The sequence below is a fragment of the Raineyella sp. LH-20 genome (assembly GCF_033110965.1).
Taxonomy (GTDB): Bacteria; Actinomycetota; Actinomycetes; order Propionibacteriales; family Propionibacteriaceae; genus Raineyella.
Genome location: NZ_CP137003.1, coordinates 2,410,918 through 2,434,574 on the forward strand (window position 1 = coordinate 2,410,918; position 23,657 = coordinate 2,434,574).

General features: G+C 70.1%; 25 protein-coding genes and 2 tRNA genes. 19 read left to right on the forward strand and 8 right to left on the reverse strand.

Annotated features, from left to right (window positions below; genetic code table 11):
* Positions 1–163: 163 nt before the first annotated feature.
* The 11 genes from obgE to R0146_RS10585 all read left to right on the forward strand — a co-directional run bounded on the left by obgE (position 164) and on the right by R0146_RS10585 (position 10,570).
* Entirely contained in the window at positions 164–1,765 is a 1,602-nt protein-coding gene (obgE, locus tag R0146_RS10535) for a GTPase ObgE (RefSeq protein WP_317689419.1), read from the forward strand.
* Positions 1,762–2,898: a glutamate 5-kinase gene (gene proB / locus R0146_RS10540; protein WP_317689421.1), complete on the forward strand. Its 1,137-nt coding sequence runs from the start codon at positions 1,762–1,764 to the stop codon at positions 2,896–2,898. Before obgE ends, proB begins: the two co-directional genes overlap by 4 nt.
* Positions 2,899–2,912: 14 nt before the next feature.
* A complete protein-coding gene (locus R0146_RS10545; protein WP_317689423.1) occupies positions 2,913–4,775 on the forward strand; it encodes an ABC transporter substrate-binding protein in 1,863 nt (620 codons plus the stop codon).
* A 17-nt stretch (positions 4,776–4,792) separates the two neighbouring features.
* A complete protein-coding gene (locus R0146_RS10550; RefSeq protein WP_317689426.1) occupies positions 4,793–6,034 on the forward strand; it encodes a glutamate-5-semialdehyde dehydrogenase in 1,242 nt (413 codons plus the stop codon).
* A 142-nt stretch (positions 6,035–6,176) separates the two neighbouring features.
* Complete coding sequence (locus R0146_RS10555) at positions 6,177–6,329, forward strand: hypothetical protein (RefSeq protein ID WP_317689428.1); 153 nt, start codon at positions 6,177–6,179, stop codon at positions 6,327–6,329.
* Between the two features lie 50 nt (positions 6,330–6,379).
* Positions 6,380–6,988, forward strand: a complete 609-nt coding sequence (gene nadD / locus R0146_RS10560) for a nicotinate-nucleotide adenylyltransferase (RefSeq protein WP_411567199.1) — start codon at positions 6,380–6,382, stop codon at positions 6,986–6,988.
* A 4-nt stretch (positions 6,989–6,992) separates the two neighbouring features.
* Positions 6,993–7,361 carry a ribosome silencing factor gene (rsfS, locus tag R0146_RS10565; protein WP_317689432.1) on the forward strand — a complete coding sequence of 123 codons (369 nt, stop codon included), beginning with the start codon at positions 6,993–6,995 and terminating at the stop codon, positions 7,359–7,361.
* Positions 7,358–7,969, forward strand: a complete 612-nt coding sequence (locus R0146_RS10570) for a histidine phosphatase family protein (RefSeq protein WP_317689434.1) — start codon at positions 7,358–7,360, stop codon at positions 7,967–7,969. Before rsfS ends, R0146_RS10570 begins: the two co-directional genes overlap by 4 nt.
* Positions 7,970–8,134: 165 nt before the next feature.
* A tRNA-Ala gene (locus tag R0146_RS10575) sits at positions 8,135–8,207 on the forward strand.
* A gap of 56 nt (positions 8,208–8,263) precedes the next feature.
* A tRNA-Ala gene (locus tag R0146_RS10580) sits at positions 8,264–8,336 on the forward strand.
* A 374-nt stretch (positions 8,337–8,710) separates the two neighbouring features.
* On the forward strand, positions 8,711–10,570 hold the full coding sequence (locus R0146_RS10585; RefSeq protein ID WP_317689437.1) for a DUF262 domain-containing protein: 1,860 nt from the start codon (positions 8,711–8,713) through the stop codon (positions 10,568–10,570).
* Between the two features lie 25 nt (positions 10,571–10,595).
* Here the strand turns inward: R0146_RS10585 and R0146_RS10590 are convergent, their stop codons facing one another.
* The gene (locus tag R0146_RS10590) at positions 10,596–11,174 is read right to left on the reverse strand and encodes a PIN domain-containing protein (RefSeq protein WP_317689439.1); all 579 of its coding nucleotides are present in this window, start codon (positions 11,172–11,174) and stop codon (positions 10,596–10,598) included.
* A gap of 73 nt (positions 11,175–11,247) precedes the next feature.
* A complete protein-coding gene (locus R0146_RS10595; protein ID WP_317689441.1) occupies positions 11,248–11,580 on the reverse strand; it encodes a helix-turn-helix domain-containing protein in 333 nt (110 codons plus the stop codon).
* Between the two features lie 376 nt (positions 11,581–11,956).
* Here R0146_RS10595 and R0146_RS10600 point away from each other — a divergent pair, with 376 nt between their 5' ends.
* The 8 genes from R0146_RS10600 (at position 11,957) to R0146_RS10635 (ending at position 19,993) form a co-directional block, all read left to right on the forward strand.
* Complete coding sequence (locus R0146_RS10600) at positions 11,957–12,907, forward strand: ferritin family protein (RefSeq protein WP_317689443.1); 951 nt, start codon at positions 11,957–11,959, stop codon at positions 12,905–12,907.
* Positions 12,908–12,980: 73 nt separating this feature from the next.
* On the forward strand, positions 12,981–13,778 hold the full coding sequence (locus tag R0146_RS10605) for a response regulator transcription factor (RefSeq protein WP_317689445.1): 798 nt from the start codon (positions 12,981–12,983) through the stop codon (positions 13,776–13,778).
* On the forward strand, positions 13,771–15,186 hold the full coding sequence (locus tag R0146_RS10610) for a sensor histidine kinase (RefSeq protein WP_317689447.1): 1,416 nt from the start codon (positions 13,771–13,773) through the stop codon (positions 15,184–15,186). The genes R0146_RS10605 and R0146_RS10610 overlap by 8 nt, the downstream gene beginning before the upstream one ends.
* A gap of 170 nt (positions 15,187–15,356) precedes the next feature.
* Complete coding sequence (locus tag R0146_RS10615; protein ID WP_317689449.1) at positions 15,357–16,802, forward strand: alkaline phosphatase PhoX; 1,446 nt, start codon at positions 15,357–15,359, stop codon at positions 16,800–16,802.
* Positions 16,803–17,001: 199 nt separating this feature from the next.
* Positions 17,002–17,250 (forward strand): hypothetical protein, encoded by a 249-nt coding sequence (locus R0146_RS10620; RefSeq protein WP_317689452.1) that lies wholly within the window; start codon positions 17,002–17,004, stop codon positions 17,248–17,250.
* Positions 17,251–17,400: 150 nt separating this feature from the next.
* Positions 17,401–18,306, forward strand: a complete 906-nt coding sequence (locus tag R0146_RS10625; RefSeq protein WP_317689455.1) for an SDR family oxidoreductase — start codon at positions 17,401–17,403, stop codon at positions 18,304–18,306.
* Between the two features lie 118 nt (positions 18,307–18,424).
* Positions 18,425–19,318, forward strand: a complete 894-nt coding sequence (locus tag R0146_RS10630) for a zinc-binding dehydrogenase (RefSeq protein WP_317689458.1) — start codon at positions 18,425–18,427, stop codon at positions 19,316–19,318.
* A 66-nt stretch (positions 19,319–19,384) separates the two neighbouring features.
* Positions 19,385–19,993: a maleylpyruvate isomerase N-terminal domain-containing protein gene (locus tag R0146_RS10635; RefSeq protein WP_317689460.1), complete on the forward strand. Its 609-nt coding sequence runs from the start codon at positions 19,385–19,387 to the stop codon at positions 19,991–19,993.
* Here the strand turns inward: R0146_RS10635 and R0146_RS10640 are convergent.
* From R0146_RS10640 to R0146_RS10665, 6 genes are all read right to left on the reverse strand, one after another.
* Positions 19,980–20,672, reverse strand: a complete 693-nt coding sequence (locus R0146_RS10640) for an HAD-IA family hydrolase (RefSeq protein WP_317689464.1) — start codon at positions 20,670–20,672, stop codon at positions 19,980–19,982. The two genes, R0146_RS10635 and R0146_RS10640, sit on opposite strands and share 14 nt — an antisense overlap.
* A 9-nt stretch (positions 20,673–20,681) precedes the next feature.
* On the reverse strand, positions 20,682–21,467 hold the full coding sequence (locus R0146_RS10645; RefSeq protein WP_317689467.1) for a DNA alkylation repair protein: 786 nt from the start codon (positions 21,465–21,467) through the stop codon (positions 20,682–20,684).
* Complete coding sequence (locus tag R0146_RS10650; RefSeq protein WP_317689469.1) at positions 21,464–21,700, reverse strand: (4Fe-4S)-binding protein; 237 nt, start codon at positions 21,698–21,700, stop codon at positions 21,464–21,466. The genes R0146_RS10645 and R0146_RS10650 overlap by 4 nt, the downstream gene beginning before the upstream one ends.
* Positions 21,701–21,776: 76 nt before the next feature.
* Entirely contained in the window at positions 21,777–21,995 is a 219-nt protein-coding gene (locus tag R0146_RS10655) for a PLDc N-terminal domain-containing protein (RefSeq protein WP_317689471.1), read from the reverse strand.
* Between the two features lie 57 nt (positions 21,996–22,052).
* Positions 22,053–22,235 carry a hypothetical protein gene (locus R0146_RS10660; protein ID WP_317689474.1) on the reverse strand — a complete coding sequence of 61 codons (183 nt, stop codon included), beginning with the start codon at positions 22,233–22,235 and terminating at the stop codon, positions 22,053–22,055.
* A complete protein-coding gene (locus tag R0146_RS10665; protein WP_317689476.1) occupies positions 22,232–23,638 on the reverse strand; it encodes a glycosyltransferase family 2 protein in 1,407 nt (468 codons plus the stop codon). Before R0146_RS10665 ends, R0146_RS10660 begins: the two co-directional genes overlap by 4 nt.
* Between the last annotated feature and the right edge of the window lie 19 nt (positions 23,639–23,657).

Genomic DNA, 23,657 nt, shown 5'->3' on the forward strand with positions numbered 1-23,657 from the left:
ACACTTTTCCCACTGCAGTCGCTCCGGCGTACGCGCGCTCCTCGGCCCGCCCCCGCTGCGTTTCCCCTCTGCCCGCCGCACCGCCCTTGGTAGGCTGGCGGCCCGTCCCCTCCCCATCCGCCGGCGACCTCGGGTTGCCGCACCCTCCCAGTCAGGAAGCCCCATGGCCATTCCCTCCTTCGTCGATCGCGTCACCCTCGAGGTGGCCGGCGGAAACGGGGGCCACGGGTGCGCCTCCATCCACCGGGAGAAGTTCAAGCCGCTCGGTGGGCCCGACGGTGGCAACGGCGGCGACGGCGGCTCGGTCGTGCTGCGGGTCGACCCAGGGCTGACCACGCTGGTGGAGTTCCACCGCCAGCACAAGCGCCATGCCGGCAACGGCGAGCCGGGCCGCGGCGACCACCAGAACGGCGCCAACGGCGACGACATCGTGCTGCTGGTGCCGCAGGGCACGGTGGTCACCGACGTCGCCACCGGCACGATGATGGCCGACCTGTCCACGCCGGATGCCCAGGTGGTCGTCGCGCAGGGCGGCAAGGGCGGCCTCGGCAACGCCGCGCTGGCCTCGTCCACCCGCAAAGCCCCCGGCTTCGCCCTGCTCGGCGAGGACGGCGAGGCCCACGAGGTCGTCCTGGAGCTCAAGGTCGTCGCCGACGTCGGCCTGGTCGGCTTCCCGAGCGCCGGGAAGTCGTCCCTGATCGCGGCCATCTCCGCCGCCCGCCCGAAGATCGCCGACTACCCGTTCACCACCTTGGTGCCCAACCTCGGCGTCGTCGTCGCCGGCGACACCACCTACACCGTCGCCGATGTCCCCGGCCTGATCGAGGGCGCCTCCGAGGGCAAGGGACTGGGACTGGACTTCCTGCGTCACATCGAGCGCTGCGCGGCGATCGTCCACGTCATCGACTGCGCCACCTTCGAGCCGGGTCGCGACCCGGTGAGTGACCTGGAGATCATCGAGGGCGAGTTGCACGCCCACGGCGGTCTGGAGGACCGCCCTCGCCTGGTCGCGCTGAACAAGATCGACGTCCCCGACGCCCGCGACCTGGTCGACCTGGTCCGCGCCGACATCGAGGAGCGTGGCCTGCGGGTCTTCCCGATCTCCACCAAGACAGGGGAGGGTCTCAAGGCGCTCCAGTTCGCCATGGCCCAGCTGGTGGAGGAGCGCCGGGCGAACCAGCCGGCGCCGGCCGCGCCGCGCATCGTCCTGCGGCCGCAGGCCGTGGGGGAGACCGGGGAGCAGTTCACCATCCGCCGGATCGGTGACGGCAACGGCGGTTTCCTGTGGCGGGTCCGCGGCGCGAAGCCGGAACGCTGGGTGCGCCAGACGGACTTCAAGAACGCCGAGGCGGTCGGCTACCTGGCCGACCGGCTCAATCGCCTCGGCATCGAGGAGGCCCTGCTCGACCGTGGTGCGGTCGCCGGCGACGCCGTCGCGATCGGTGGCGACGATGCGGTGATCTTCGACTTCGCGCCCCAGCTCGAGAGCGGTGCCGAGATCCTCGCCCGCCGCGGGCGTGACCAGCGGCTCGAGGAACAGCGGCCGGCCGTCGGCCGGCGACGGGAGAAGGACGCCGCCTACCACGCCGCGCAGGACGAGGAGGCGTACGTCTTCGGCCCGTGGACCGTCCCGGATCGACCGGAGCCGGAGGAGGACGACGAGCCGGCCGAGGGCGGCGCCCCCGACACCCAGGCGGAGCGGTCCGCGACCCAGCCGGAGCAGACCGCCGCGCAGGACGGGGAGCACGAGGAGCCCGAGCGGTGAGCAACGGCGTCGAGACGTCCCTCGACCGATCCACGCTGTCCTCGTGCGATCGGCTGGTGATCAAGGTGGGCTCGTCCTCCCTGACCCGCGCCGACGGCCACCTGGACGTGATGCACATCGCGATGCTGGTCGACACCATCGGCGCCGCCCGAGCCCGGGGCCAGGAGGTCGCCCTGGTGTCGTCCGGCGCGATCGCCGCCGGCCTGCTGCCGTTGGGGCTGAGCCACCGACCGTACGATCTGCCGACCCAGCAGGCTGCCGCGGCGGTCGGGCAGGGCCAGTTGCTGGAGCTCTACACCGCGCTGTTCCGTCGGTTCGGGCTGTCCGCCGCCCAGGTGCTGCTGACCACCGGCGATCTGGAGTACCAGGAGCGCTACCACAACGCTCGCGAGACGCTGGACCGGCTGCTGGAGCTCGGGGTGGTGCCGATCGTCAACGAGAACGACACCGTCGCCACCCAGGAGCTGCGGTTCGGGGACAACGATCGCCTCGCCGCGCTCACCTCCCACCTGCTGCATGCCGACGCCCTGCTGCTGATCTCCGACGTCGACGCCCTCTACACCGCTCATCCGGAGACGCCGGGTGCCCGGCGGATCGGTCTGGTCCGGTCGGCCGACGAGCTGGCCGGGATCGACATCTCGCGGCGCGGCAGCACCGTCGGCACCGGCGGGATGGTGACCAAGCTCGAGGCGGCCCGGATCGCCACCGGCGCCGGGATCGCCGTCGGGCTGACCGACCTGGAGCATCTCGCGAGCCTGCTCTCCGGGGAGGACGTCGGGACGTTCTTCATGCCCACCGGCAAGCGTCGCCCGGCCCGGCTGCTGTGGCTGGCCCACATCAGCGACCCCGACGGCGCGCTGGTGCTCGACCAGGGGGCGGTCCGCGCCGTCGAACAGCGCAAGGCGTCCCTGCTGCCGGCGGGGATCACCGCGGTGCGTGGCACCTTCGACGTGGGCGACCCGGTCGACCTCGTCGACGAGCGCGGCACCGTCGTCGCCCGTGGCCTGGTCAACTACGCCTCCGCCGACCTGAAGAGCATGATCGGCCACCACACCTGGGACCTCGCCGCCTCGTACGGGGAACGCTTCCAGCGGGCCGCCGTGCACCGGGATTCTCTGGTGGTGCTGCGCTGATGCGACGGGGGTCGGTGCGGCGACAGGGGGCGGGGCGGCGGCGGGCGCGGAGCGCGCGACTCCGCGTCGGGACCCTCCACCCGGCCACCCGCGCTCCCCGGGTCACCCGCGCTCCCCGGGTCACCCGTGCTCCCTGGATCACCCGTGCTCCCCGGGTCGCTCTGGCGCTGCTCACCGGCACGGCCCTGGTGATGCTCAGCGGGTGCGGCCGGCCGGGCGCCTCGCCCACCCCGTCCGGCTCGGCGGACGCATCCGGTCAGGGCACGTTCGTCGTCGCCGCGGCGGTCGACCCGCTGGCGCTGGACCCGGCCCTGGTCACCGATCCGGACAGCCTGCGGATCGCCCGACAGATCTTCGAGACGCTGGTCACCCTGCCGGACGGGGCGGGCGCCGCCACTCCGTCGCCCACCGCCGGCGCCACTCCCGGCGGTGCGACGCCGACCCCGACGGCCGCGACCGCACCGGCCCAGGTGGACAACGCCGTCGCTCCCGGTCTGGCCACCGCGTGGACGGCGAGCCGTGGCGGACGTACGTACACCTTCACCCTGCGCCAGGGCGTCACCTTCCAGGACGGCACTCCGTTCGGCCCCGCCGCGGTGTGTGCGAACGTCGACCGTTGGCTCACCCTCTCCGGGCGGGCCGCCGACCCCGACGTCTCCGCGGTCTACCAGGAGGTCTTCGGTGGCTTCATCGACGCTCCCGGCACCCGGTTGGCCGGCTGCACCGTGCTCGGCACCCAGCAGGTGCGGATCGACCTCACCGGCCCGATGCCCGGGCTGCTCACCCAGCTGACCCGCCCGCAGTTCGGCATCCAGAGTCCGACCGCGATGGCGACGTACGGGGCGTACGACACCGGTGGTGATCCGCGCGCCACGGCGTACGCCACGGCCCATCCGACGGGCACCGGACCGTTCCGGTTCGGCGCCTGGGAGGCCGGGGTCCAGGTCGTCCTGCTCCGCAACGCCGACTACTGGGGCGCGAAGGCGACGGTCGAACGGGTGCTGGTCAAGACGATCAACGATCCCAAGGCGCGCGGCGACGGGCTGGTCAAGGGCACCGTGGATGCGTACGACCAGATCACACCGCTGGAGGCCGGCTCGCTGACCACCGACCCGAAGGCCGGCACCAGGGTGCTGCCGCAGGCCCAGCGCGACCTGACCTACCTCGGCATCGACCGCAGTACGAAGGCGATGCAGGACGAGCGGGTCCGGCGGGCGGTCGCGATGGCGATCGACCCGAAGGCGCTGGTGGTGCGCACCATGCCGCCCGGTTCCGAGGTCGCCGACGACCTGGTGCCCGGCCGGTCGCGCGAGCGGGCGTACGCGTACGACCCGCAGCAGGCCCGCCGGCTGCTCGACGAGGCCGGCGCGACGGCGCTGACGGTCCGGATCGCCTACCCCAGCGGGGTGCAGCAGAGCTACCTGCCCGCCCCCGAGGACCTCTACGTCGCCGTCGCCGACCAGTTGAAGGCCGTCGGGATCACCGCCGAGCCGGTGGCGATGTCGTGGCCGGCGTACCTGCAGATGCTCGGCACCCCGGCCGGCAGCGCCAACCGGCCCGACCTGCAGCTGATGGGCGTGGCGATGGACACCCCCGAGCCGTCCTCGACGGTCGCCCAGTTGGTGTCGGCCGGGGCGACGGAGTTCGGCCTGGACCCGTCGTGGACCTCCGACACGCTCGCCGGTCTGGCCGCGCTGCCCGCCGGCACCGAGCGCGATGCCGCGATCGTCGCCGCTGAGGACCATCTGGTCACCGATCCGGTCGTCGTGCCGTTGGCGGCACCGGCCGACCGGGTCGCCCTCGGCCGGCGGGTCAAGGAGTTCGCCGTCCGGCCGTACGCCGACGAGGTGTGGACCTCGGTCCGGCTCGGAGGCTAGCGGATATCCTGTCCGGCATGGAGTTCCGTGACCAGGCCCTTGCCGCTCGTGACGCCGCCCAGGTGCTCGCCGTGACCCCGACCGGGGTGAAGAACGCCGCCCTCCACGCGATGGCGGACGCACTGCTGGCGGACACCGAGCCGATCCTGGCCGCCAACGCGGAGGACGTCCGTACGGCGGAGGCGAACGGCACCACGGGTGCGATGATCGACCGGCTGCGGCTCACCCCGGAGCGGATCGCCGGGATGGCCGACGGGCTGCGTCAGATGGCCGGCCTGGCGGATCCGGTCGGCGACGTGGTGCGCGGCTGGACCACCGACAACGGGCTGCGGATCCGCCAGCTGCGGGTGCCGTTCGGCGTGATCGGGATCATCTACGAGGCCCGGCCCAACGTCACCGCCGATGCCGGTGGCATCTGCCTGAAGTCCGGCAACGCGGCCCTGCTGCGCGGCTCGTCGTCCACGTACGCCTCCAACCTCGCGGTCGTCGCTGCCCTGCACGCCGGTCTGCGCAGCGTCGGGCTGCCCGAGGAGGCCGTCCAGCTGGTCGCCGGTCCCCGCGAGGTCACCGACCAGATGATGACCGCCCGCGGTCTGGTCGACCTGCTCATCCCGCGCGGCGGCGCTGGGCTGATCAACCACGTCGTGCAGGGCTCCACGGTGCCGGTGATCGAGACCGGCACCGGCAACTGCCACCTCTACGTCGACGCGGCCGCCGACCTCGACATGGCGTACGCGATCATGGTCAACGCGAAGACCCAGCGGCCCAGCGTGTGCAACGCGCTGGAGACCCTGCTGGTGCACCGCGACGTCGCCGACGCCTTCCTGCCGCGGGCCCTGTGGGGGCTGGGGGAGTGCGGCGTCACGGTCCACGGCGACGAGCGGACGGCCGGCTACAGCGGCGCGGTGGTGGCGGCCCAGGCGGGCGACTTCGACGAGGAGTGGTTGTCGCTGGATCTGTCGGTGAAGGTGGTCGACTCCCTCGACGAGGCGATCGGGCACATCCGCCGCTACACCTCGGGGCACTCGGAGACGATCATCACCGATTCGCGGACGGCGGCCGACCGGTTCGTCGCGGCGATCGACGCGGCCGCGGTGCTGGTCAACGCCAGCAGCCGGTTCGTCGACGGCGGCGAGTTCGGCTTCGGGGCCGAGATCGGCATCTCCACCCAGAAGCTGCATGCCCGCGGCCCGATGGCGCTGTTGGAGATGACGTCGACGAAGTACGTGGTGGAGGGCGAGGGCCAGGTCCGGAGCTGACCGCGGCGCGGGGGTAGGGGCCCGGTCGGCTCCCGGTGGAACGTACGCGTCCCGCCTCCGGGCCCCGGTGGGACAGGGCCGACGTGTCCCGCCACCGGATCCGGCCGGGACACGATCGGGCCGAGCCGCTAGCATGACCGGCATGACCAATGCGCTGGTACTCCTGCAGGCGGGCGAAGGCCTCGTCAACCCGCTGCCGCTGCCCGAGTGGGCCTTCTTCGCCATCCCGTTCCTGATCCTGGTCGGGCTGATGCTCGCCGTCCAGCTGATCGGCCGGACCCACCCGCACAGCTGACCACTCGGTTGGCCACCACGCAGACCGGCCTGGCGCGCCGCCGTGACGTCATGTACGGACGGCGGTATCGCCTGGGGGTGATGGGCGGCACGTTCGACCCCATCCACCACGGCCACCTCGTCGCGGCCAGTGAGGTCGCCGCCCGGTTCGCCCTGGACGAGGTCGTGTTCGTCCCGACGGGCACGCCGTGGCAGAAGAAGGACCGCAAGGTCTCCTCCGGCGAGGACCGCTACATCATGTCGGCGATCGCCACCTCGTCGAATCCGCGCTTCACGGTGAGCCGGGTCGACATCGAGCGGCCCGGCGACACGTACACCGTCGACACGCTGAAGGATCTGCGGGCCGAACGGGGCGACGACGTCGACCTGTTCTTCATCACCGGTGCCGATGCGCTGGGCCAGATCGTCACCTGGCGCGGCGCCGACGAGTTGTTCGACCTGGCCCACTTCATCGGCGTCAGCCGCCCGGGCACCTCGCTTGCCCAGCCGTCGGTGGACAATCTGCCGTCCGATCGGATCACCCTGATCGACGTGCCGGCGCTGGCGATCTCCTCCACGGACTGTCGCCACCGGGTGCGGGACGGGCTGCCGATCTGGTACCTCGTGCCGGACGGCATCGTGAACTACATCAACAAACGTGGTCTCTATCAGGAGTTGTGATTTCTTGACCGCCACCGAGCGTTCCGTTCATCTCGCCCGGGTCGCCGCCCAGGCCGCCGCCGACAAGCTCGCCACCAACCTCGTGGCGTTCGATGTCTCCGAGCAGCTGGCGATCACCGACATCTTCCTCGTCGCCACCGCCGCGAACGACCGCCAGGTCGGCGCCGTGGTCGATGCGATCGAGGAGGCGTTGCACCGCGAGGACGTGAAACGTACCCGGATCGAGGGGGACCGGGACCAGCGCTGGGTGCTGGTGGACTTCCTCGACCTCGTCGTCCACGTCATGCAGCCCGACGAGCGGGCTCTCTACGCGCTGGAGCGGCTGTGGGGTGACTGCCCCCGGGTCGAGCTCGCCGTCGAGGAGACGCGGTGACCGCCTCCCGGCTGATCATCTGGCGGCACGGCGAGACGGACTGGAACCTCACCGGCCGCTTCCAGGGCCACCACGACATCCCGCTCAATGCGGTGGGTGAACAGCAGGCCCGGACGGCTGCGCCGTTCCTCGCCGAATGGGAGCCGACCTCGATCGTCTCCTCCGACCTGGCCCGGGCCCGTGGCACCGCCCAGGCCCTGGCGGACATCACCCACCTTCCGGTCTCCGTCGACGAGCGGCTGCGCGAGATCAATGTGGGCGACTGGGTGGGTCGTACGATCCTCGAGATCATCGAGGAGGACCCCAGCATCGGCGTGCGGATGCGCAACGGGGAGGACGTCCGCCGGTCGGAGACCGGAGAGACCTCCACCGAGATGGGGGAGCGGATCGCCGACGCGCTCGTCGACATCGCCGAGGCGGCTGAGGACGGCGAAACCGTCGTCGTGGTCACCCACGGCATGGCGGCGCGGATCGGCTCGGTCTTCTTCGTCGGCGGAACGTACGTCGACACCCGTCTGCTCGGCGGCGTACGCAACTGTGCCTGGATCGTGATCGACACCGGCCGGGACGGCGTGTGGCGGATCCGGCAGTACAACGTGCACGTCTGAGCAGAGGGCCGGCCGGAACGGCACCGACCGGGCGCGGTGGCGCGTGACGGGAGTGCTGTCCGGGCGGCCTCGGCGGGCACGGATGCCCTCGGATCGGCGATTTGGCGCGGTGGGGGATTCGCGCTAAGGTTCTCTGGTCGGTCCGCGCAGGACGGGCACCCGCAAGGGGCATTGGCGCAGTTGGTAGCGCGCTTCCATGGCATGGAAGAGGTCAGGGGTTCGAATCCCCTATGCTCCACTCTCTGTTTGCTCGGACGTTTCCGGGCGGCCGGAGGTCTCCGTACGGAGGTATCCGGGGCATTGGCGCAGTTGGTAGCGCGCTTCCATGGCATGGAAGAGGTCAGGGGTTCGAATCCCCTATGCTCCACCCTTTTGACCGATGTTTCAAACCCCCGACATTCAACATGTCGGGGGTTGAGTTCGTTTCGGCTTCTTGTTGGCATCGCTGGAGCCAGGGTCCGCGCGGTGGGCCGAGCCGCCGTCGCCCTTCGCGCGCCGCTGCGCAGCCTGCCCGGTAGCTCGCCGATCACGTCGTACATCTGTGACGGGCTAGCGAGGGCGCGCGTCGCGTGGGCGAGCGTGCGTAGCGCCTGCCGGGTCTCTTTGCCGTCAGCCCGCGGATCATCGAACGTCGGCATCTCGTACCTCCAGCCGAGCGGAGGAGAGGTCGTACGCCGTCCTCGCGGCGAGGCGGAGGGTCGGAACCGACGAGTGTCCGTACGCGCCGGTAACGTCTTGGGCGTGGGGCACAAGGAACCAATGACAATCGCGACAGCGCTGAAGCTGGTCCAGAAGAACGAACTGATCCTCCCGGCCATTCAGCGTGAATACGTGTGGAAGCCGTCGCAGGTGATCAAGATCTTCGACTCTGTGCTCCGCGGCTACCCGGTCGGCAGCTTCTTGTCGTGGAAGGTGCTGCCGGAGACGGTGAGCAAGTTCAAGTTCTACGGCTTCCTGAAGGACTACAGCGGCTTCGACAAGAAGCACAACCCGGTCGTCGACATCCCGACCGACCGCGAGGTGATCGCGGTGCTGGACGGCCAGCAGCGCCTCACGTCGCTGAACATCGGGCTGCGCGGCACCTACGCCTACCGCAACCCGCGGGCGTGGGCGAACAAGGCGTGGTCCTACCCGGAGCGGCGGCTCTACCTGAACCTGCTCGGCGAAGCGCCCGAGAACGAAGCGGGGCTGAAGTACCACCTCGCGTTCCTCACGAGGGCGCAGGTAGAGCAGGCCGTCGAGGACGACACGAAGAAGTGGTTCCCGATCAGCGACATCTTCGAGGCCGGCGAGGCGTTCCAGATGGCGCAGATCCCGGTGAAGTACGGCGTCGGCAATGACGCGAAAGCCGTCGAGATGATCAGCGTCCTGTGGCAGGAGGTGCACCACAACCAGAGCCTGCACTTCTACGAGGAGAGCGATCAGGACATCGAGCGCGTGCTCGACATTTTCGTGCGCGTGAACTCCGGCGGCACCGTGCTGTCGTATAGCGACTTGCTGATGTCGATCGCGACTGCCCAGTGGAAGGAACGAGACGCCCGCGCGGCGGTCCACGACCTTGTCGATGCGCTGAACGCGACCGGGCAGGGCTTCGGATTCTCGCAGGACACCGTGCTGAAGTCCGGCCTCGTGCTCGCCGATGTCGGCGACGTCGGGTTCAAGGTGAAGAACTTCACCACAGCGAACATGGCGACCCTTGAGGCGAAGTGGGATGACATCAGCACGTCCCTGCGCATCGCCGCTGAGCTGCTGGCCGACTTCGGTCTCTCCGGCGGCACCCTGACCGCCGACAGCGTGCTCATCCCCGTCGCGTACTACGTGCACCGCCGCGGGCTCACGCCCGCCTACCGTGTCTCCGACAAGAAGGATGACCGCGAGGACCGTGCCGCGCTGCGCTCGTGGATACTGCGCTCGCTGATCGTTCGCGGCGTGTGGGGCTCCGGCCTGGACACGCTGCTGCGCGACCTGCGGGTGGTCATCCGTAGGGACGGCGCCGACCGGTTCCCGTTGGCAGAGATTGAGTATGTGATGGCGCTGCGCGGCAAGTCGCTGGAGGTCACCGACGCACTCGTCGAGGACGTGCTATCTCTCGGGTACGGCGGTGGCCGCACCTGGGCGGTGCTCGCGACCCTTTTCGATCACGTCGACACCCGGATGCAATACCACGTCGATCACGTCTTCCCGAAGTCGCAGCTCGACGCCCGAGTGCTGAAGGCCGCTGAGAACGCGGACGGTAGCCGCCGCTACAGCGACGCCGTGGTCAACGACCTGGTCGACAAGCGCGACCTGCTCCCAAACCTCGAACTGCTCCCTGGGCCGGAGAACGTCGGCAAGTCCGACGCCGCGCCCGACACGTGGCTTGCCGAGCACTACGCCGGTGCCGACGAACGAGCGGCGTTCACCAAGGCGAACGCGCTGCCAAGCGTGCTGCCGCACGATGTCGACGACTTCTTGGCCTTCTCCACCGCCCGCCGCGAACTGCTCATCACCCGCGTCAAAGACAAGCTCAAAACCCAGGGCGCCGCGGTCGTATCGCCCGTCGAGACAACCGTGCCGACCGACATCGACGCCGAACTCGGCGAGGGAGACCTCGATGACTGACGTCGCTCCCTGACGGAGCGGACCTTCAGCCTGGTAGGTGCTCCGCGCACAACCCGATGCGCTGCTGCTCGTCGTTGTCGAGGTGGGCGTCGCAGCGGATGCACGCCACGCCGCGGAAGACCTCATTCGGCTGGTCTGGGTCGGCTTCGACGGGCGTGGTGTCGTACGCTTCCGCGAAGCGTGTGGTCAGGTGCGGATGCCGTCGGCCGAGAACCCGGTGGAGTTCCGCTTCGGTGCGGGCCGGATTGCTCTGGACGGCGGCGAGGAGGCCGACCCCCTTGCGATAGGCGTTCTCGGTAAGGCGCAGCGCCATGAAGTAGTCCGGGTTCACCGCGCTCATCTCGTGCGCGGCCAGGTCGGCGAGGGCGAAGTCGTCCACGTCAGTGGTGATTAGGTACCGCGCGCCGGCTTCGATCGCGTCGGCGATCACCTGACGGTCCTTCGGGTCGGTCGTCAACCCGTTGGTAGTGGATGCGGTCGGGGAGAGTTCGGTTTGGAGGATCGTCGCGCGCACCGTCGACGTCGGCATCGACTGGCCGCGTGCGTGATCGTCGGCTTCGGCCTCGACGTAGGCCGACCACGTCCACCTCAGCCCGTCGGCCATCGTCCCGGCGATGATGAGGGTGCGGGTGACCGGCGAGGCGAGCGTGTTGGCGTCGAGGAAGAGGAGCGGTGACTCACTCACCGAACAGCTCGGCCTCGATGTCGGCCGCGGACGCCTGGGCCATGCGGAGCATCAGATCGTCGCTGAAGCGCTCGTACTCGGCCAGCGTGATGCGGTGGTGGGTGCCGACCTTGATGGCCTTGAGGTCGCCGTCGAGAATCCGGCGGCGGACGGTCGAGCGGGACATCCCGAGGCGCTTGGCGACCTCGCCCGGGGTGAGCATCTCGACGCGGCTCGACAGGTCGACGACTTCGCCCTTGGCGCGCGCGGCGTCGAGGAACGCGCGTACGCGTGCCCAGTCGTCGTCGCTCAGGTGTGACGGGTTCACCGTCAACGTGTCGCTCATGCCACCATCGTAGCCGGTCGTGGACACTTGATCGAGAATATCTGTCCAGGCAGTCATGGCTCACACCACGCTGCACGGCGGCAGCGCCCGCGACGCCGAACTGCAAGACCACTCGTGGCGCTTCGCGAAGGGGTAGGCCTCGGACAGCGCGGTGAGAGCGATCGGAGCGACGCTGGCTGACCGGATGGAATCCCCGGCGCTGAACGCGTCGCATTCCGGGCACAGCTGCCGGTCAGCACCAGCGACAAGCGCCCCGATTTGCCGTAACCCGGGCCGTTCGCCCAATTCGCCGTCCGGCCATAAGTTCTGACCCCGGTCTTACCTCTGGTCGTTAGCGTCGTCAGCGTCCGACCTCCAACGACAAGGGGAGACATCGATGAATACCTCATTCAAGCGCACCACCGCTCTGTTCGCCGTCGGCCTGGCTGTGCTGGCCGTCAGCCCTGCCGCGGCTGTGGCAGCGCCCAAGAAGGATGCGCCCGCCAATGCGCCCGTGCAGCAGCAGACCGCCGAGAATCTGCTGACCGCCATGCAGGGCGAGGCGTACGCGAACGCCAAATACCTCGCCTTTGGCGACATCGCCCGCAGCTCCGGCGACAACAAGGTGTCCCACCTGTTCACCAAGACCGCCAAGGTCGAGGTGGGCCAGCACTTCGCCGAACTGGCCGATGAGGCCAGCTTCGTCGGGTCCGTCGAGCAGAACCTGCAGGCCGCGATCGACGGCGAAAGCTACGAAACCACCACGATGTACCCGACGTTCGCCCGTGAGGCGGCGGCCGCCGGCGACACCGCAGCGGCCGAGCTGTTCACCGAGATCGGCGCCGACGAGACCACCCACGCGCAGAACTTCCAGGCCGCCCTGGACTCCCTCACCACCGGAGCCAGGGTGCCGGCCGGGCCGACCGCCTCGCGCGCGGCCGTGGTGGCGGGCGGGTCCGGCGCCTCGGCCGGGACCCTGGCCAACCTCGACACCGCGATGCACGGCGAGTCCTTCGCGTACGCGAAGTACATGGCCTACAGCGAGCAGGCCCGCAAGTCCGGCCACGCCGCGATCGCCCGCCTGTTCGAGCGTACGGCCGAGGTCGAGCTGACCGAGCACTTCCGCGAGGAGGGCAACCTGTCCGGTCTCGCCGGCGACACGGTCGCGAACCTGACCAGCGCCATCGACGGCGAGTCGTACGAGACGACGACCATGTACCCGACCTTCGCCCAGCAGGCGATCGAGGCCGGAGACCTTTCTGCGGCCTCTCGCTTCCTGGAGATCGGCGCCGACGAGGCCGACCACCGCGACGCCTTCGCGAAGGCGCGGGCGAACGCCACCGACTGACCCCGGCAGGTGACGGGCACCGCGCAGGGATCCGTGCGGTGCCCGTCCGCTCGGCGTACGGTCCTCTCCGGCGATGCACGCCCACTGGTCGACCTCAGTGAGCCCGTCCCTGCGGCGCACGGTCCTCGTGACACCAGCCGTCATTACGATCGGCGCCATGCGGCTCCTGGTCATCGAGGACGAACGGACCCTGGCTGACGGGGTCCGGAAGGTGCTGCGACGAGAGGGACACGCGGTCACCGTCGCCTACGACGGTCCGTCGGGGGAGTCCTTGGCGCTGACCGGAAACTTCGCGCTGGTGCTCCTCGACCTCATGCTGCCGGGCAAGAGCGGGCTGGAGGTGCTCGGCACGGTGCGTCAGCGCCTGCCGACCCTTCCGGTTATCGTGCTGACGGCCCGCGGCACGGTCGCCCAGAAGGTCGAGGGGTTGGACCGTGGCGCCAGCGATTACGTCACGAAGCCGTTCTCGCTCGAGGAGCTGCTGGCCCGGGTGCGCGCGCAGCTGCGCGGCCCCAACCAGCCCGTCTCGTCCGCCCTGGACGACGCCGGCATTCATCTCGATCTGCGCACCCGTCGCGTGCAACGCTACGGGCACGACGTGCATCTGACGACTCGCGAGTTCAACCTGTTGGCCTTCCTGATGCGCCATCCCGACCAGGTGCTGTCGCGCAAGCAGATCCTCAACGCGGTCTGGGGGCTCGACTTCGACCCGGGCACCAAGGTGCTGGAGGTGTACATCGGCTACCTGCGCCGCAAGCTCTGCGTCGACAACGGCGGCCCGCTCGGTGAATGGACCAGCCGCGGTGGGGACCCGTCGCCGATCGAGACGGTCCGGAGCGTCGGCTATCGGCTCTCGACCCGCCATGCGTAGCCGCCTGACGCACCTGGGACTCCGCGCCCAACTCGCCCTGGCCATCGTGGTCGTCACCGTGGTCGGCGTCACCGCCAGCTTCCTCGCGCTCTACGCCGACACCGGCCGGCACATGAGCGCCCAGATCGACTCCGACCTCGAGCGGCAGCTGCGCGAGTGGAACCAGTTCCGTGCCGAGGGCGAGGCCGCGGGGGTGACCGACCTGCGCTCGTTGGCGCGGCGCTTTCTCGAGAGGCAACGCCTCGACCCCGCCTCGCTGATCGTCGTCTTCGACGTCACCGGCGGGCCCGTCATCACCGACAACGCACCGGTGGTCGAGCTCGAGCGGCAGCAGACGGTCCGTGATCACGCACATGTCGGGCTGATCAACGCTCCGCCGGGGCGGTCGTCGGTCGAGGTCGCCGGCGTGGGTGCCATGCGGGTGCTCGTCGAGCCCATCGAGGCGTCCGGCGGACAGGCCGGGGTGTTTCGCGTCGCCGATTCGGAGCGGCCGATCGAGCGTGCGCGAGCCAGCCTGCGACAGACGTTCGTCGTCGTCGGGTCCATCACCACGGCGCTTGCGGCCGTGGCCGGGCTGTGGCTCGCCGGGGTGATCGCCGCGCCGCTGCGACGTATGGCCGGAATCGCCCGCGACATCGAGGCGGGCGACATGTCGGTGCGCGCCGGCGCCGACGCGTCGGGCCGCGAGGTCGAGACCCTGGCGTCCGCGTTCGACGGCATGCTGGACCGGCTGGAGCAGTCCTTCACTCGGCAGCGCGACTTCGTGTCGGATGCCTCCCATGAGCTGCGCACTCCGTTGGCCGTGCTGCGGACCCAGGTGGAACTGCTGGAGTGCGACCTGACCGGACGTCCCGAGCACCGCAGCACGGTGGCGCTGCTCCGGCGGCTGGACGAGATCGACCGGCTCGTCGGCGACATGCTCACCCTGACGACGGTGGAGGCGGGGCAGCTGGTCGAGCCCCGTGCGGTGGATCTCGACGACTACTTCGAGGACCTGCGGCGGGACCTTCCGCTGTACGGCGACCGCCGGTTCTCGGTCGAGGCCGTCGGGGGAACGCTGGACGTCGATCCGGAGCGCCTGACCCAGGTCATCGGCAACATCGTGCGCAACGCCGTACGACACACGCGGGCCGGCGACACCATCGCCGTCCGTGCCCGGGCGTACGACGGCCTGCTGGACCTGGCGATCAGCGACACCGGGCCGGGCATCCCGCCGGACCAGCTCACCCACATCTTCCAGCGCTTCCACCGGGTCGACGAAGGCCGTTCGCGGGATCGCGGTGGAAGCGGGCTCGGTCTGGCGATCGCCCGGGCCATCGTCGAAGCGCACGGCGGGCACATCCGTGCCGAGTCACCACCCGGCGAGGGCGCCACCTTCCGGATCCAGCTGCCGCATTACCACCGCTGACAGCCGTACGGGAGTGGATCTGACCTGCCAAGGTGTGATCTCGGGCACAGGGTGTTCATGTTGGCGCCTGGCGCATGTCATCGGGTTGTCATCCAGCCGCTACTTATGCGCTTTTAAGTTTCCCTGGTAGTTCACCCGCGCACCCCATGACTCCAGGAGGTCAGAGCTCGATGGCTCTCACTCGTAGAAGCGTCCTCAAGGGCTCGGCGATCAGCGCCGGCCTCGTTGCCTTCTCCGGCATCGCCCAGGCTCCGGCGGCGATGGCCGCCCCCGGCAAGATCGCCAGCGGCACCGGCACCGTCAATGCGTTCGGCGACCTGATCACCGACCCGAACGGCCTGCTCGACCTGCCCCGCGGCTTCAGCTACAAGGTCGTCTCCAAGGTCGGCGACATCATGCCCGGCGACGGCCGTCGCCTGCCGGACCGCTTCGACGGTGCCGCCGTGTTCGCCGGCGCCGACAAGTCGCTCGTCATGGTGCGCAACCACGAGCAGTACGACGCACCGACCACCGCTGGCATCGCGGCCCAGGATTCGGCCGATCCGGAGTTCGTCTATGACGCCGGCGCCCGCCTGGTGAACGGCACGTCCATCTACGCTGCCAACGGCGGCACCAGCACCGTGACGCTCGACAAGCAGGGCGCCACGGTCGATGAGTACGTCAGCCTGGCCGGCACCTACTCCAACTGCGCCGGCGGCGCCACCCCGTGGCACACCTGGCTGTCCTGCGAGGAGACCGAGTCCCCGAAGATCGGTCAGAACGGCGCCACCAAGGCTCACGGCTACGTGTTCGAGGTCGACCCGTTCGACAAGGACAACAACAAGAACCCGTTCCCGCTGAAGGCGCTCGGTCGCTTCCCGCACGAGGCCGCGGTCGTCGACCCGCGCACCCTCGAGGTCTACCTGACCGAGGACGCCTCCGGTCCGTTCGGCCTGTTCTACAAGGCCATTCTGGTGTCGCCGAAGGCGCAGTACGGCGGTCTCCGTGGCGATGGTGACCTCTACGCCATGAACTGCTTCCTGAACGGCACTCAGCAGCCGACGCTGCACCCGTTCTCGAAGGTCGGCACCGTGCTCGACGTCGAGTGGGTCAAGATCCCGGATCCGGACGCCACCACCACCTCGACCCGCAAGCAGCTCGCCAACGACCAGGTCACCCGCAGCCAGAAGATCGAGGGCGCGTGGTTCGGCAACGGCAAGGCGCACTTCGTCGTGTCCTTCGCCGACGGCTTCCACGAGGGCCAGGTCTGGGCGTACGACCCGATGACCTCCACCCTCGAGCTCGAGGTCTACTACCCGACCGTCGTCGCCGGTGGCGGCGCCGAGGACTCGGTGCCGGACCGTCCGGACGGCATCACTGGTTCTCCCTTCGGTGGCCTCATCATCTCGGAGGACTCCAACGGCGGCCAGAACGTCCTCGCCGTGGCTGAGGACGGCAGCACCTCGCTGCTCGCCCGCAACCGGCGCGACATCATCAAGCCGACCGCCGAGGGCATCTCGGAGATCACCGGCGTGACCTTCTCGCCCGACGGCAAGACGCTGTTCTTCGCCTTCCAGGAGCCGGGCATCACCTTCGCCGTCTCCGGCCCGTTCGCCCAGATCAAGCACTACAAGTGATGCGGTGCTGACCCGGTCGCCGGGTCAGCACTGATCTGCGGAGTCTCCCTGAAGGGGTGGGCCCCGAGCGCCGCCAGGCTGGACGTCTGGCGGCGCTCGTGCTTCCTTTCCGGTGGCCTGCGGCCGTGCGAGCAGGGGTGTTCCGACCGTCGCGGCTCGGCGCTGTCGTCACAGTGCCGGCATGTGTCAGGCTGGGCCCATGGATCTGAGCAATCTGGGCAACATGATTTCCGGTGAGAACGGCAACCCGATGGAGGCCCTCGGTGGTCTCCTCCAGTCGGCGAACATCCAGGATGCGGGCCCGGCCCTCGACTGGGCCCGTACGGTGCTCGAAGAGCGGCACATCGATCCCGCGGACATCCCGCAGGTGATCGCGGCGCTGCGTGAGGCCAACCCCCAGCTCGAGGAGCAGGCGGCCGGGCTGGTCGCCCAGCTCCTCGGCAGGTAGCACCCGCGGAGCGGCCCCGTCGTCCGGATCGTCCGGGGGCGGGGCCGCCTCGGGTCTGCCGGTGGCAGGTGGAGCCGCGCACACTGGAGATGAGGTGGCTGCCACGTCACATCGGTCACGTCTGCCGGCACCGCCGGAGAGGAGCTCATCATGAGTGGGAGCCAACCCGTCCTCGTGGTCGGGGCCACCGGCTACGTCGGTGGCCAGGTGGTCGACGAACTGCTGGCACGGAACAGACGCGTACGGGCGCTGGTCCGCCCCGGGACCGACGCCGGCCGGCTCGAGGCACTGGGCGTCGAGGTCTCGCGCGGCGACATGCTCGATCTCGGGTCGTTGGAGACCGCGATGACCGGTGCGGACGCCGTGGTCACGACTGCCGCCGGATACACCCGCGGGCTGCCGAACGCCGACGAGGTCGACACCATCGGCCAGGCGAACCTGGGGACGGCCGCCGCCCGTACGGGTGTCCGGCGGTTCGTCCTGACCAGCATCCTCACCTGCGACCAGACCCCCGAGGTCCCCCACTTCTGGCACAAGAAGCTGGCCGAAGACCACCTCGAGGCGATCGGGATGCCGTTCGTCGCGCTGCGCCCGGGCGCGTTCCTCGACAACTTCACCCGCTACGGTGCCGACCCCTTCGCCACCGGACGACTGATCCCGACAGGGCGGCCCGACGCGGTGATGACCTTCGTCCGCACCGCCGACCTGGCCGGCTACCTGGCCGAGGCGGTCGACGCACCCGGCGTCGATGGCGAGCGCATCGACATCGGCTGGACCCGCCCAGTCTCCGCGTCCGAGGTCGCCGAGATCGCCTCCCGACTCCTCGGCCGGCGGATCGAGGTGGGCGCCGCGGCGGACCTGCCACGACCGGCAGGCGGTTCGGGCGGCCGGACGTGGACGATGACCGCGGACATGCAGGCGATGATCGACTGGTTCGACAGTGGCAAATACGTCGCCGACCCCACCCGACAAGGCCAGGTGTTCGGCACGGTGCCGACTCCCGAAGAGGCGATCGCCAGGTTCCTCGTCGGCCTCGGTCACGAGGTACGCGGCTGACATGACACCTCATCCGGAGGGGCCGGATCGACACGTCCTTCGCGTCGACCGGTTCGGAGCAGCCCCGTCCCCGAGCGGGGAGACCCTCTCACACCGCCGGCTCCTCGGGTGCGCGCTCGTGCAGGTCACCCATGCCTCGGTCGGCATCACCGATGCGATGGCGGTGCGGGGAGACTACGTGCTGCACCCGCTGCCGGGGTTCGTCCCCGGCTACGACGTCGTCGGCACCATCCAGTCCCTCCCGGCAGGCACCGACACCGGATTCGCCGTCGGGCAGCGGGTCACCGGCATCCTGCCCCGGATGGGCGCCCACGCCACCCTCGTCGCGATCGACCCCTCCCTGCTGGTGCCGGTGCCGGACGGTCTGGACAGTGCCACGGCCGCGACGCTGCCCTTGGATGCAGTGACCGCGAGCCTCGCCCTCCGGGCACTGTCCCCGGATCGGGGTGCCGTCCTCGTCCAGGGTGCCGGCGGCGCCGTCGGCGCCTGGGCGGTGCAGATCGCCCGCGCGGCCGGTCGTACGGTCTACGGCACCGCCTCGACGCGCTCGGGCCCGCTGGCCGAACACCTCGGGGCAACGGTGGTCGACTACCGCGACCCGACCTGGATCGACCGGGTGATCGCCGCGTCTGGGGGTGGCGTCGCCGGGGTGATCGACCACACCGGTGACCGCTCGATCCGGCGCGCCGTCCGCGGCGACGGCAGGATCGTACGGATCGCTTTCGGCGGAGTCCCGGGCCGGCAGCGCGCGGCCGCCGCGAGGGGTGCCCTCCTCACCGGCCTGCACCGGTTCGCCCGCCCGAGTGAGCGGATCGTGTCCGTGCCGGTCAGCGTCGCCGTCCACCGAGCCGGCTACCGGCAGATCCTCGGCGAGGTCCTCCGCCGGGTGAGCACCGGGGAGCTGACCGCCCCGCGACCACAGGTGTTCCCGCTCCGTGACTACCGGTCGGCGCTGTCGGCGGCCGCGGCCGGTGAGCCGGGCGTCAAGGCTGTGCTCGCGTCGGACGACTGAGCGTACGTCGACCGACCCGTGGAGCGGCGAGACCGGCCGTGGACCGTCCGGTGCTTGACTGGGGCCATGGATGCTCGAACCTGGTTCACCACCGCTGCGGCGGGCTATCTGCAGGTCGTCGAGCGGATCGATCGATCCGCCCTCGGCGATCCCGGGCTGGGGGAGTGGGACGTACGCTCCCTCCTGGGGCATTCGGCGCGGGCCTTCGTGACCATCGAGTCCTACCTCCGACCCGGGCCGACCACCCCACCGGAGCTGTCCACAGCCGCTGACTATTTCATCGCCGTACGTGCCACCTCCGCTGATCCGCAGGGGATAGCTGAGCGCGGACGACAGGCAGGCATCGCCCTCGGCGAGGATCCGGTGGCGGCCGTCCGGGCGATCGCGGATCGCGTCATCCCCCTGGTCGAGCGGACCCCCGACGACTGCCTGGTCGAGTGCCCGTTCGGCACCATGTGGCTGAAGGGTTACCTGCCGACCCGCGCCTTCGAACTCACCGTGCACGGCATCGATCTGGCCCGCGCCACCGGTCAGCCGGTCCCGGCCGCCCTGGTGGAGGCGACTGTCCCGGCGATCGCCCTCGGCGCGGCGATGGCGCCGGCCGAGCAGCGGATCGGACTGGTGCTGGCGATGACCGGACGGAGTGGGCTGCCGAGCGGCTTCAGCGTGCTGTGAGCCCTGTCGGGGGCCGGTGAGCCTCGTCGGCCTGGTCGGTCGTCCGGACGACCAGGCCCTCGGCGGTCGACTCGACCCGGCAGGCGGTCAGGTCGGCGATGACCTGATCGGCGGCGCTGAGTTCCGCAGCCGGGTGGGACGTCGCGACCGCCAGCACCTGGGCGCCGGCGGCGCGCCCGGCGCGGATCCCGGCGGGGGCGTCCTCGACGACGAGGCAGCGGCGGATGTCGAGGCTCAGGGTTGCGGCGGCCAGCAGGTAGCCCTGGGGATCGGGCTTGCCGACCGCGACATCCTCCGCCGAGACCAGCACCTCGGGCGTCGGCAGGCCGGCCGCCGCCAGCCGCGCCAGCATGAGGCGTCGCGACCCGGAGGTCACCGCCGCCCACCGATGTGCGGGCAGCAGGGGCAAGAGTCGCTGCGTCGCGGGCAGGGCGATCACGTCGCCCAGATCGGCGAGTTCCATCTGCTCCAGTTCGATCACCGCGGCCGCACGGTGCTCCGCGGGCAGCAAGTCGGCGATGGTGTCCTCGCTGCGCCGACCGTGGCAGACGCGCAGGATCTCCTCGGCGTCGAAGCCGTGCGCCCCGGCCCAGGTGCGCCAGGTGCGAGTCACCGCCGCCGTCGAGTCCACCAGGGTGCCATCGATGTCGAACAGGATGGCGTCGACGTGAAGAAGCATGCTGTGAGCCTAGGTGAGGCGGTCGTGCAGCCGGTCGGGAGGCGCTGCTCGTCCCGGCGGATCGTCGGGCCGCCGTGATCGCTGTGCCGCCGTGATCGCATCGCGTTGCGCCGCGCTGAGCGGTTTCACCGCTTCGCGTACGGTGACTCCGGAAGCCCGCCGGGCGCGGGGGAGCAGCCAGTCGAACACCAGCTCCGGGCGTCGGCGGCCGGTGTCGCGGAGGACCCAGCCGATCGCCTTGCGGACGAAGAACTCCTTCTCCTCCAGCATGGTGTCGGCATAGCGGGCGAACCGGTCGAAGTCGCCGTCGCCTCGACGCAGGGGGCCCAGGAGGGCCAGCAGGGCAGAGCGGCGGATCCAGAAGTCGTCGTCGGTGGCCCAACGATCCACCACCGCGCTCAGCGTCGGGTCGTGCTCGACGAGCGAGCCGACCACCGACGCGGCAAGTCTGTCCACCAGGGCCCAGGTGCCCGACGCGCGCAGCAGCCGCTCGAGCAGTGCGATGTCGTCGGCCCGCAGCAATCCGACGGACGCGACCAGCACCTCCACCGCGGCCGCCCGACGCTCGTGGACCGGGACCGCCCAGAGCGCCTCGACCAGCGCGATCAGGTCGTCGTGCGCGAGCCGGCCCCGCCCGACCAGGGTGCGTACGGTCGCACGGATCGCCGGCATCGGGGTGCCGTAATGCTCCAGGTCGCTCTTGAGGTAGGCCTTCTCGGCGGCCGCCCGCCCGGGGCGGGCCTGGGCCCGCAGTGCCGCGTCGATCTGTTCGGCCAGGGCGAGGGGATCGGTCACCCGGCGTGCTCGGCGCCGCGTTCGATCCGCAGAGCACCCGACGGGCAGCGGCCGACGACCTCGATCACTCGGGCGGCGCCCTCCGGGGTCGAGGCCGGGGCGAGGTTGATCCACGGGCGAGCCGCAGTGTCGAACACCTCAGGCATCCCGCGGACACATTCCGCCGCGTGCTGGCAGATCTCCCCGTCGAACGAGACATCGACGAGCGGACCGGTGTAGAGCTTGCGTGTCACGCGGTCAGGCTAGCAAGCAGGCGAGGGGTGGGAGGGCCGAACGGCGGCAGGGGTGGACGGTGAAGCATCCCGTCGCTCAGTCCTTCCGGCGGCCGCGTAGGAAGTAGAGGATCGGGCCGATGAAGTCGATCGCGATCACCGCGGCCCAGACGCCCTTGCTGCCTCTGACGTCCTTCGCAGGGCGGCGGGCCAGATCCGCCCACGCCGTCGCGGCCAACGAGAGCTGGACCGAAGCCAGTGCCAGCATCGCCGCCTGCTGTCCCTTGGTGAGGTCCCGCCAACGCTTCTTCGCCATCACGTCCCCCTTGTCGAGATGCCTCCATCCTGGCACCGTGAGGCGTCGGGCGGGACGCTATCTCTCCGACTCAGCCCAGAAACGCTCCAGACGGGCCCCGAGCGGGCCGGCCACCTGCATCGGCAGCGCGGCCATCGCCGCCTCGTACGCCTCGACGTATTCCAGGCGCCCCCGTACGGTCCGGAAACGACCGATCCGGTGGCTTCGGCCGGCGGGAGCGCCGCCACGGAGGTCGCTCATCGCGGCGGCGGGGCCCAGTGAGCGGTGGTTTCGGTGACCGGCGCGCTCGCAACGGCCATCGCATCGGACTGGAAGACGCCACAGCGGTTCCACCGCTGCCACGTCACACCTTCGCCGCGGATGATCCGCAGGATGCTACGGGCGAGTGCCTGGAACTCCACGACGTCGACGAGATAGAGGACGCACCACGCCCCGGGAGCCAGGAGCAGGAGATTCAGGTTCTGTCGGCGTTCCGGGTCGGTCAGCACCTGGAGGGTGACGAGCACGGCGGTGAGCCCCGCGTAGAGGAGGATCGGCGCGTAGTCCTGGGTGTGCGCGGTGTACCAGAAGAAGATCGCGAGCAGCGCCCACTCGAGGAGCAGCAGCGCTTCCGAGATCACGGCGACAGGCAGGATCAGCAGCGTCAGTGGTGCACTGTGATGGCGCCGGAGGCTGAAGAACAGCCAGCGATATCTGGCGAACGTCAGCAGCCGACCGTACTTCCACCGGAGGCGCTGCCGGCTGAGACCGCGAAGATCCTCGGCTCCTTCGGTGTAGACCACGGCGTCCGCTGCGTAGGCGATCGCGTAGCCGGCCGCCTGGATCCGGGTGGACATCTCGATGTCCTCGGTGATGATCGAGGGATCGAACCCTCCCACCTCGTCGAAGACCCAACGCCGGTACGCCGCGGCCGCGCCGCCGACGATGTAGATCGAGTTGAGCAGCGAATCAGCCTTCTTGAAGTAGAAGCCGTAGAGGTACTCGAGCTGCTGCACGAGCCCCAGCGTGTGGCTTCGGTTCCCGATCTTCACGTTGCCGGCGACCGACATGACCCGCTCGTCCTCGAAACGCCGGACGATGTTGGTCAGGGCGTCGGCCCGGAGCACGCTGTCGGCGTCGACCGTCATCACGATCTCGCCCGACGCGAGGCCGATCCCGTGGTTGATGGCCGTCGCCTTGCCTCCGTTCGGTTGGACGTCGTAGATGATCGGGATGCGGTGTCCGGAGAGCTGGTGTTCGTGCAGGAAGGCCCGCATCACGCGGTCCGTCCCGTCGGTCGACCCGTCGTTCACGACGATCAGTTCGACGTCGGGGTAGCGACTCGCGAGGACGGATCGTACGGTGGTGAGGATCCCGACCTCCTCGTTCCAGGCGGGCACGATCACCGAGATCCGGGGCTGGTAGGTGCGTGCCCTCCGAGCGGGCGTCCGGCTGCACCGGGCGCGCCACCACGCCGTCAGTTCGTACCAGGGGGCCACGCAGATCTGGACGAGGTACTTGAACAGGCTGGGGATGAACAGCAGGAAGATGACCAGACGCAGGGTTGCGTACTCGTCGGTGGGCCGTGCGTGGTGGGTGAAGGTGAGGACGGCCAGTGTGGCGGTGACGACGTAGGTGCCGAGGACCAGAAGGGCCCGCCCCATCAGCGCCTTCCTCCGGCGA

Excerpts from the sequence above, each read along its gene's own strand:
- obgE (WP_317689419.1), top strand. The coding sequence starts at position 164 with ATGGCCATTCCCTCCTTCGTCGATCGCGTCACCCTCGAGGTGGCCGGC.
- R0146_RS10550 (WP_317689426.1), top strand. The coding sequence starts at position 4,793 with ATGGAGTTCCGTGACCAGGCCCTTGCCGCTCGTGACGCCGCCCAGGTG.
- R0146_RS10555 (WP_317689428.1), top strand. The coding sequence starts at position 6,177 with ATGACCAATGCGCTGGTACTCCTGCAGGCGGGCGAAGGCCTCGTCAAC.
- nadD (WP_411567199.1), top strand. The coding sequence starts at position 6,380 with ATGTACGGACGGCGGTATCGCCTGGGGGTGATGGGCGGCACGTTCGAC.
- R0146_RS10590 (WP_317689439.1), bottom strand. The coding sequence starts at position 11,174 with ATGGCCGACGGGCTGAGGTGGACGTGGTCGGCCTACGTCGAGGCCGAA.
- R0146_RS10595 (WP_317689441.1), bottom strand. The coding sequence starts at position 11,580 with ATGAGCGACACGTTGACGGTGAACCCGTCACACCTGAGCGACGACGAC.
- R0146_RS10600 (WP_317689443.1), top strand. The coding sequence starts at position 11,957 with ATGAATACCTCATTCAAGCGCACCACCGCTCTGTTCGCCGTCGGCCTG.
- R0146_RS10605 (WP_317689445.1), top strand. The coding sequence starts at position 12,981 with ATGCACGCCCACTGGTCGACCTCAGTGAGCCCGTCCCTGCGGCGCACG.
- R0146_RS10610 (WP_317689447.1), top strand. The coding sequence starts at position 13,771 with ATGCGTAGCCGCCTGACGCACCTGGGACTCCGCGCCCAACTCGCCCTG.
- R0146_RS10615 (WP_317689449.1), top strand. The coding sequence starts at position 15,357 with ATGGCTCTCACTCGTAGAAGCGTCCTCAAGGGCTCGGCGATCAGCGCC.
- R0146_RS10620 (WP_317689452.1), top strand. The coding sequence starts at position 17,002 with ATGGATCTGAGCAATCTGGGCAACATGATTTCCGGTGAGAACGGCAAC.
- R0146_RS10625 (WP_317689455.1), top strand. The coding sequence starts at position 17,401 with ATGAGTGGGAGCCAACCCGTCCTCGTGGTCGGGGCCACCGGCTACGTC.
- R0146_RS10635 (WP_317689460.1), top strand. The coding sequence starts at position 19,385 with ATGGATGCTCGAACCTGGTTCACCACCGCTGCGGCGGGCTATCTGCAG.
- R0146_RS10640 (WP_317689464.1), bottom strand. The coding sequence starts at position 20,672 with ATGCTTCTTCACGTCGACGCCATCCTGTTCGACATCGATGGCACCCTG.
- R0146_RS10655 (WP_317689471.1), bottom strand. The coding sequence starts at position 21,995 with ATGGCGAAGAAGCGTTGGCGGGACCTCACCAAGGGACAGCAGGCGGCG.
- R0146_RS10660 (WP_317689474.1), bottom strand. The coding sequence starts at position 22,235 with ATGAGCGACCTCCGTGGCGGCGCTCCCGCCGGCCGAAGCCACCGGATC.
- R0146_RS10665 (WP_317689476.1), bottom strand. The coding sequence starts at position 23,638 with ATGGGGCGGGCCCTTCTGGTCCTCGGCACCTACGTCGTCACCGCCACA.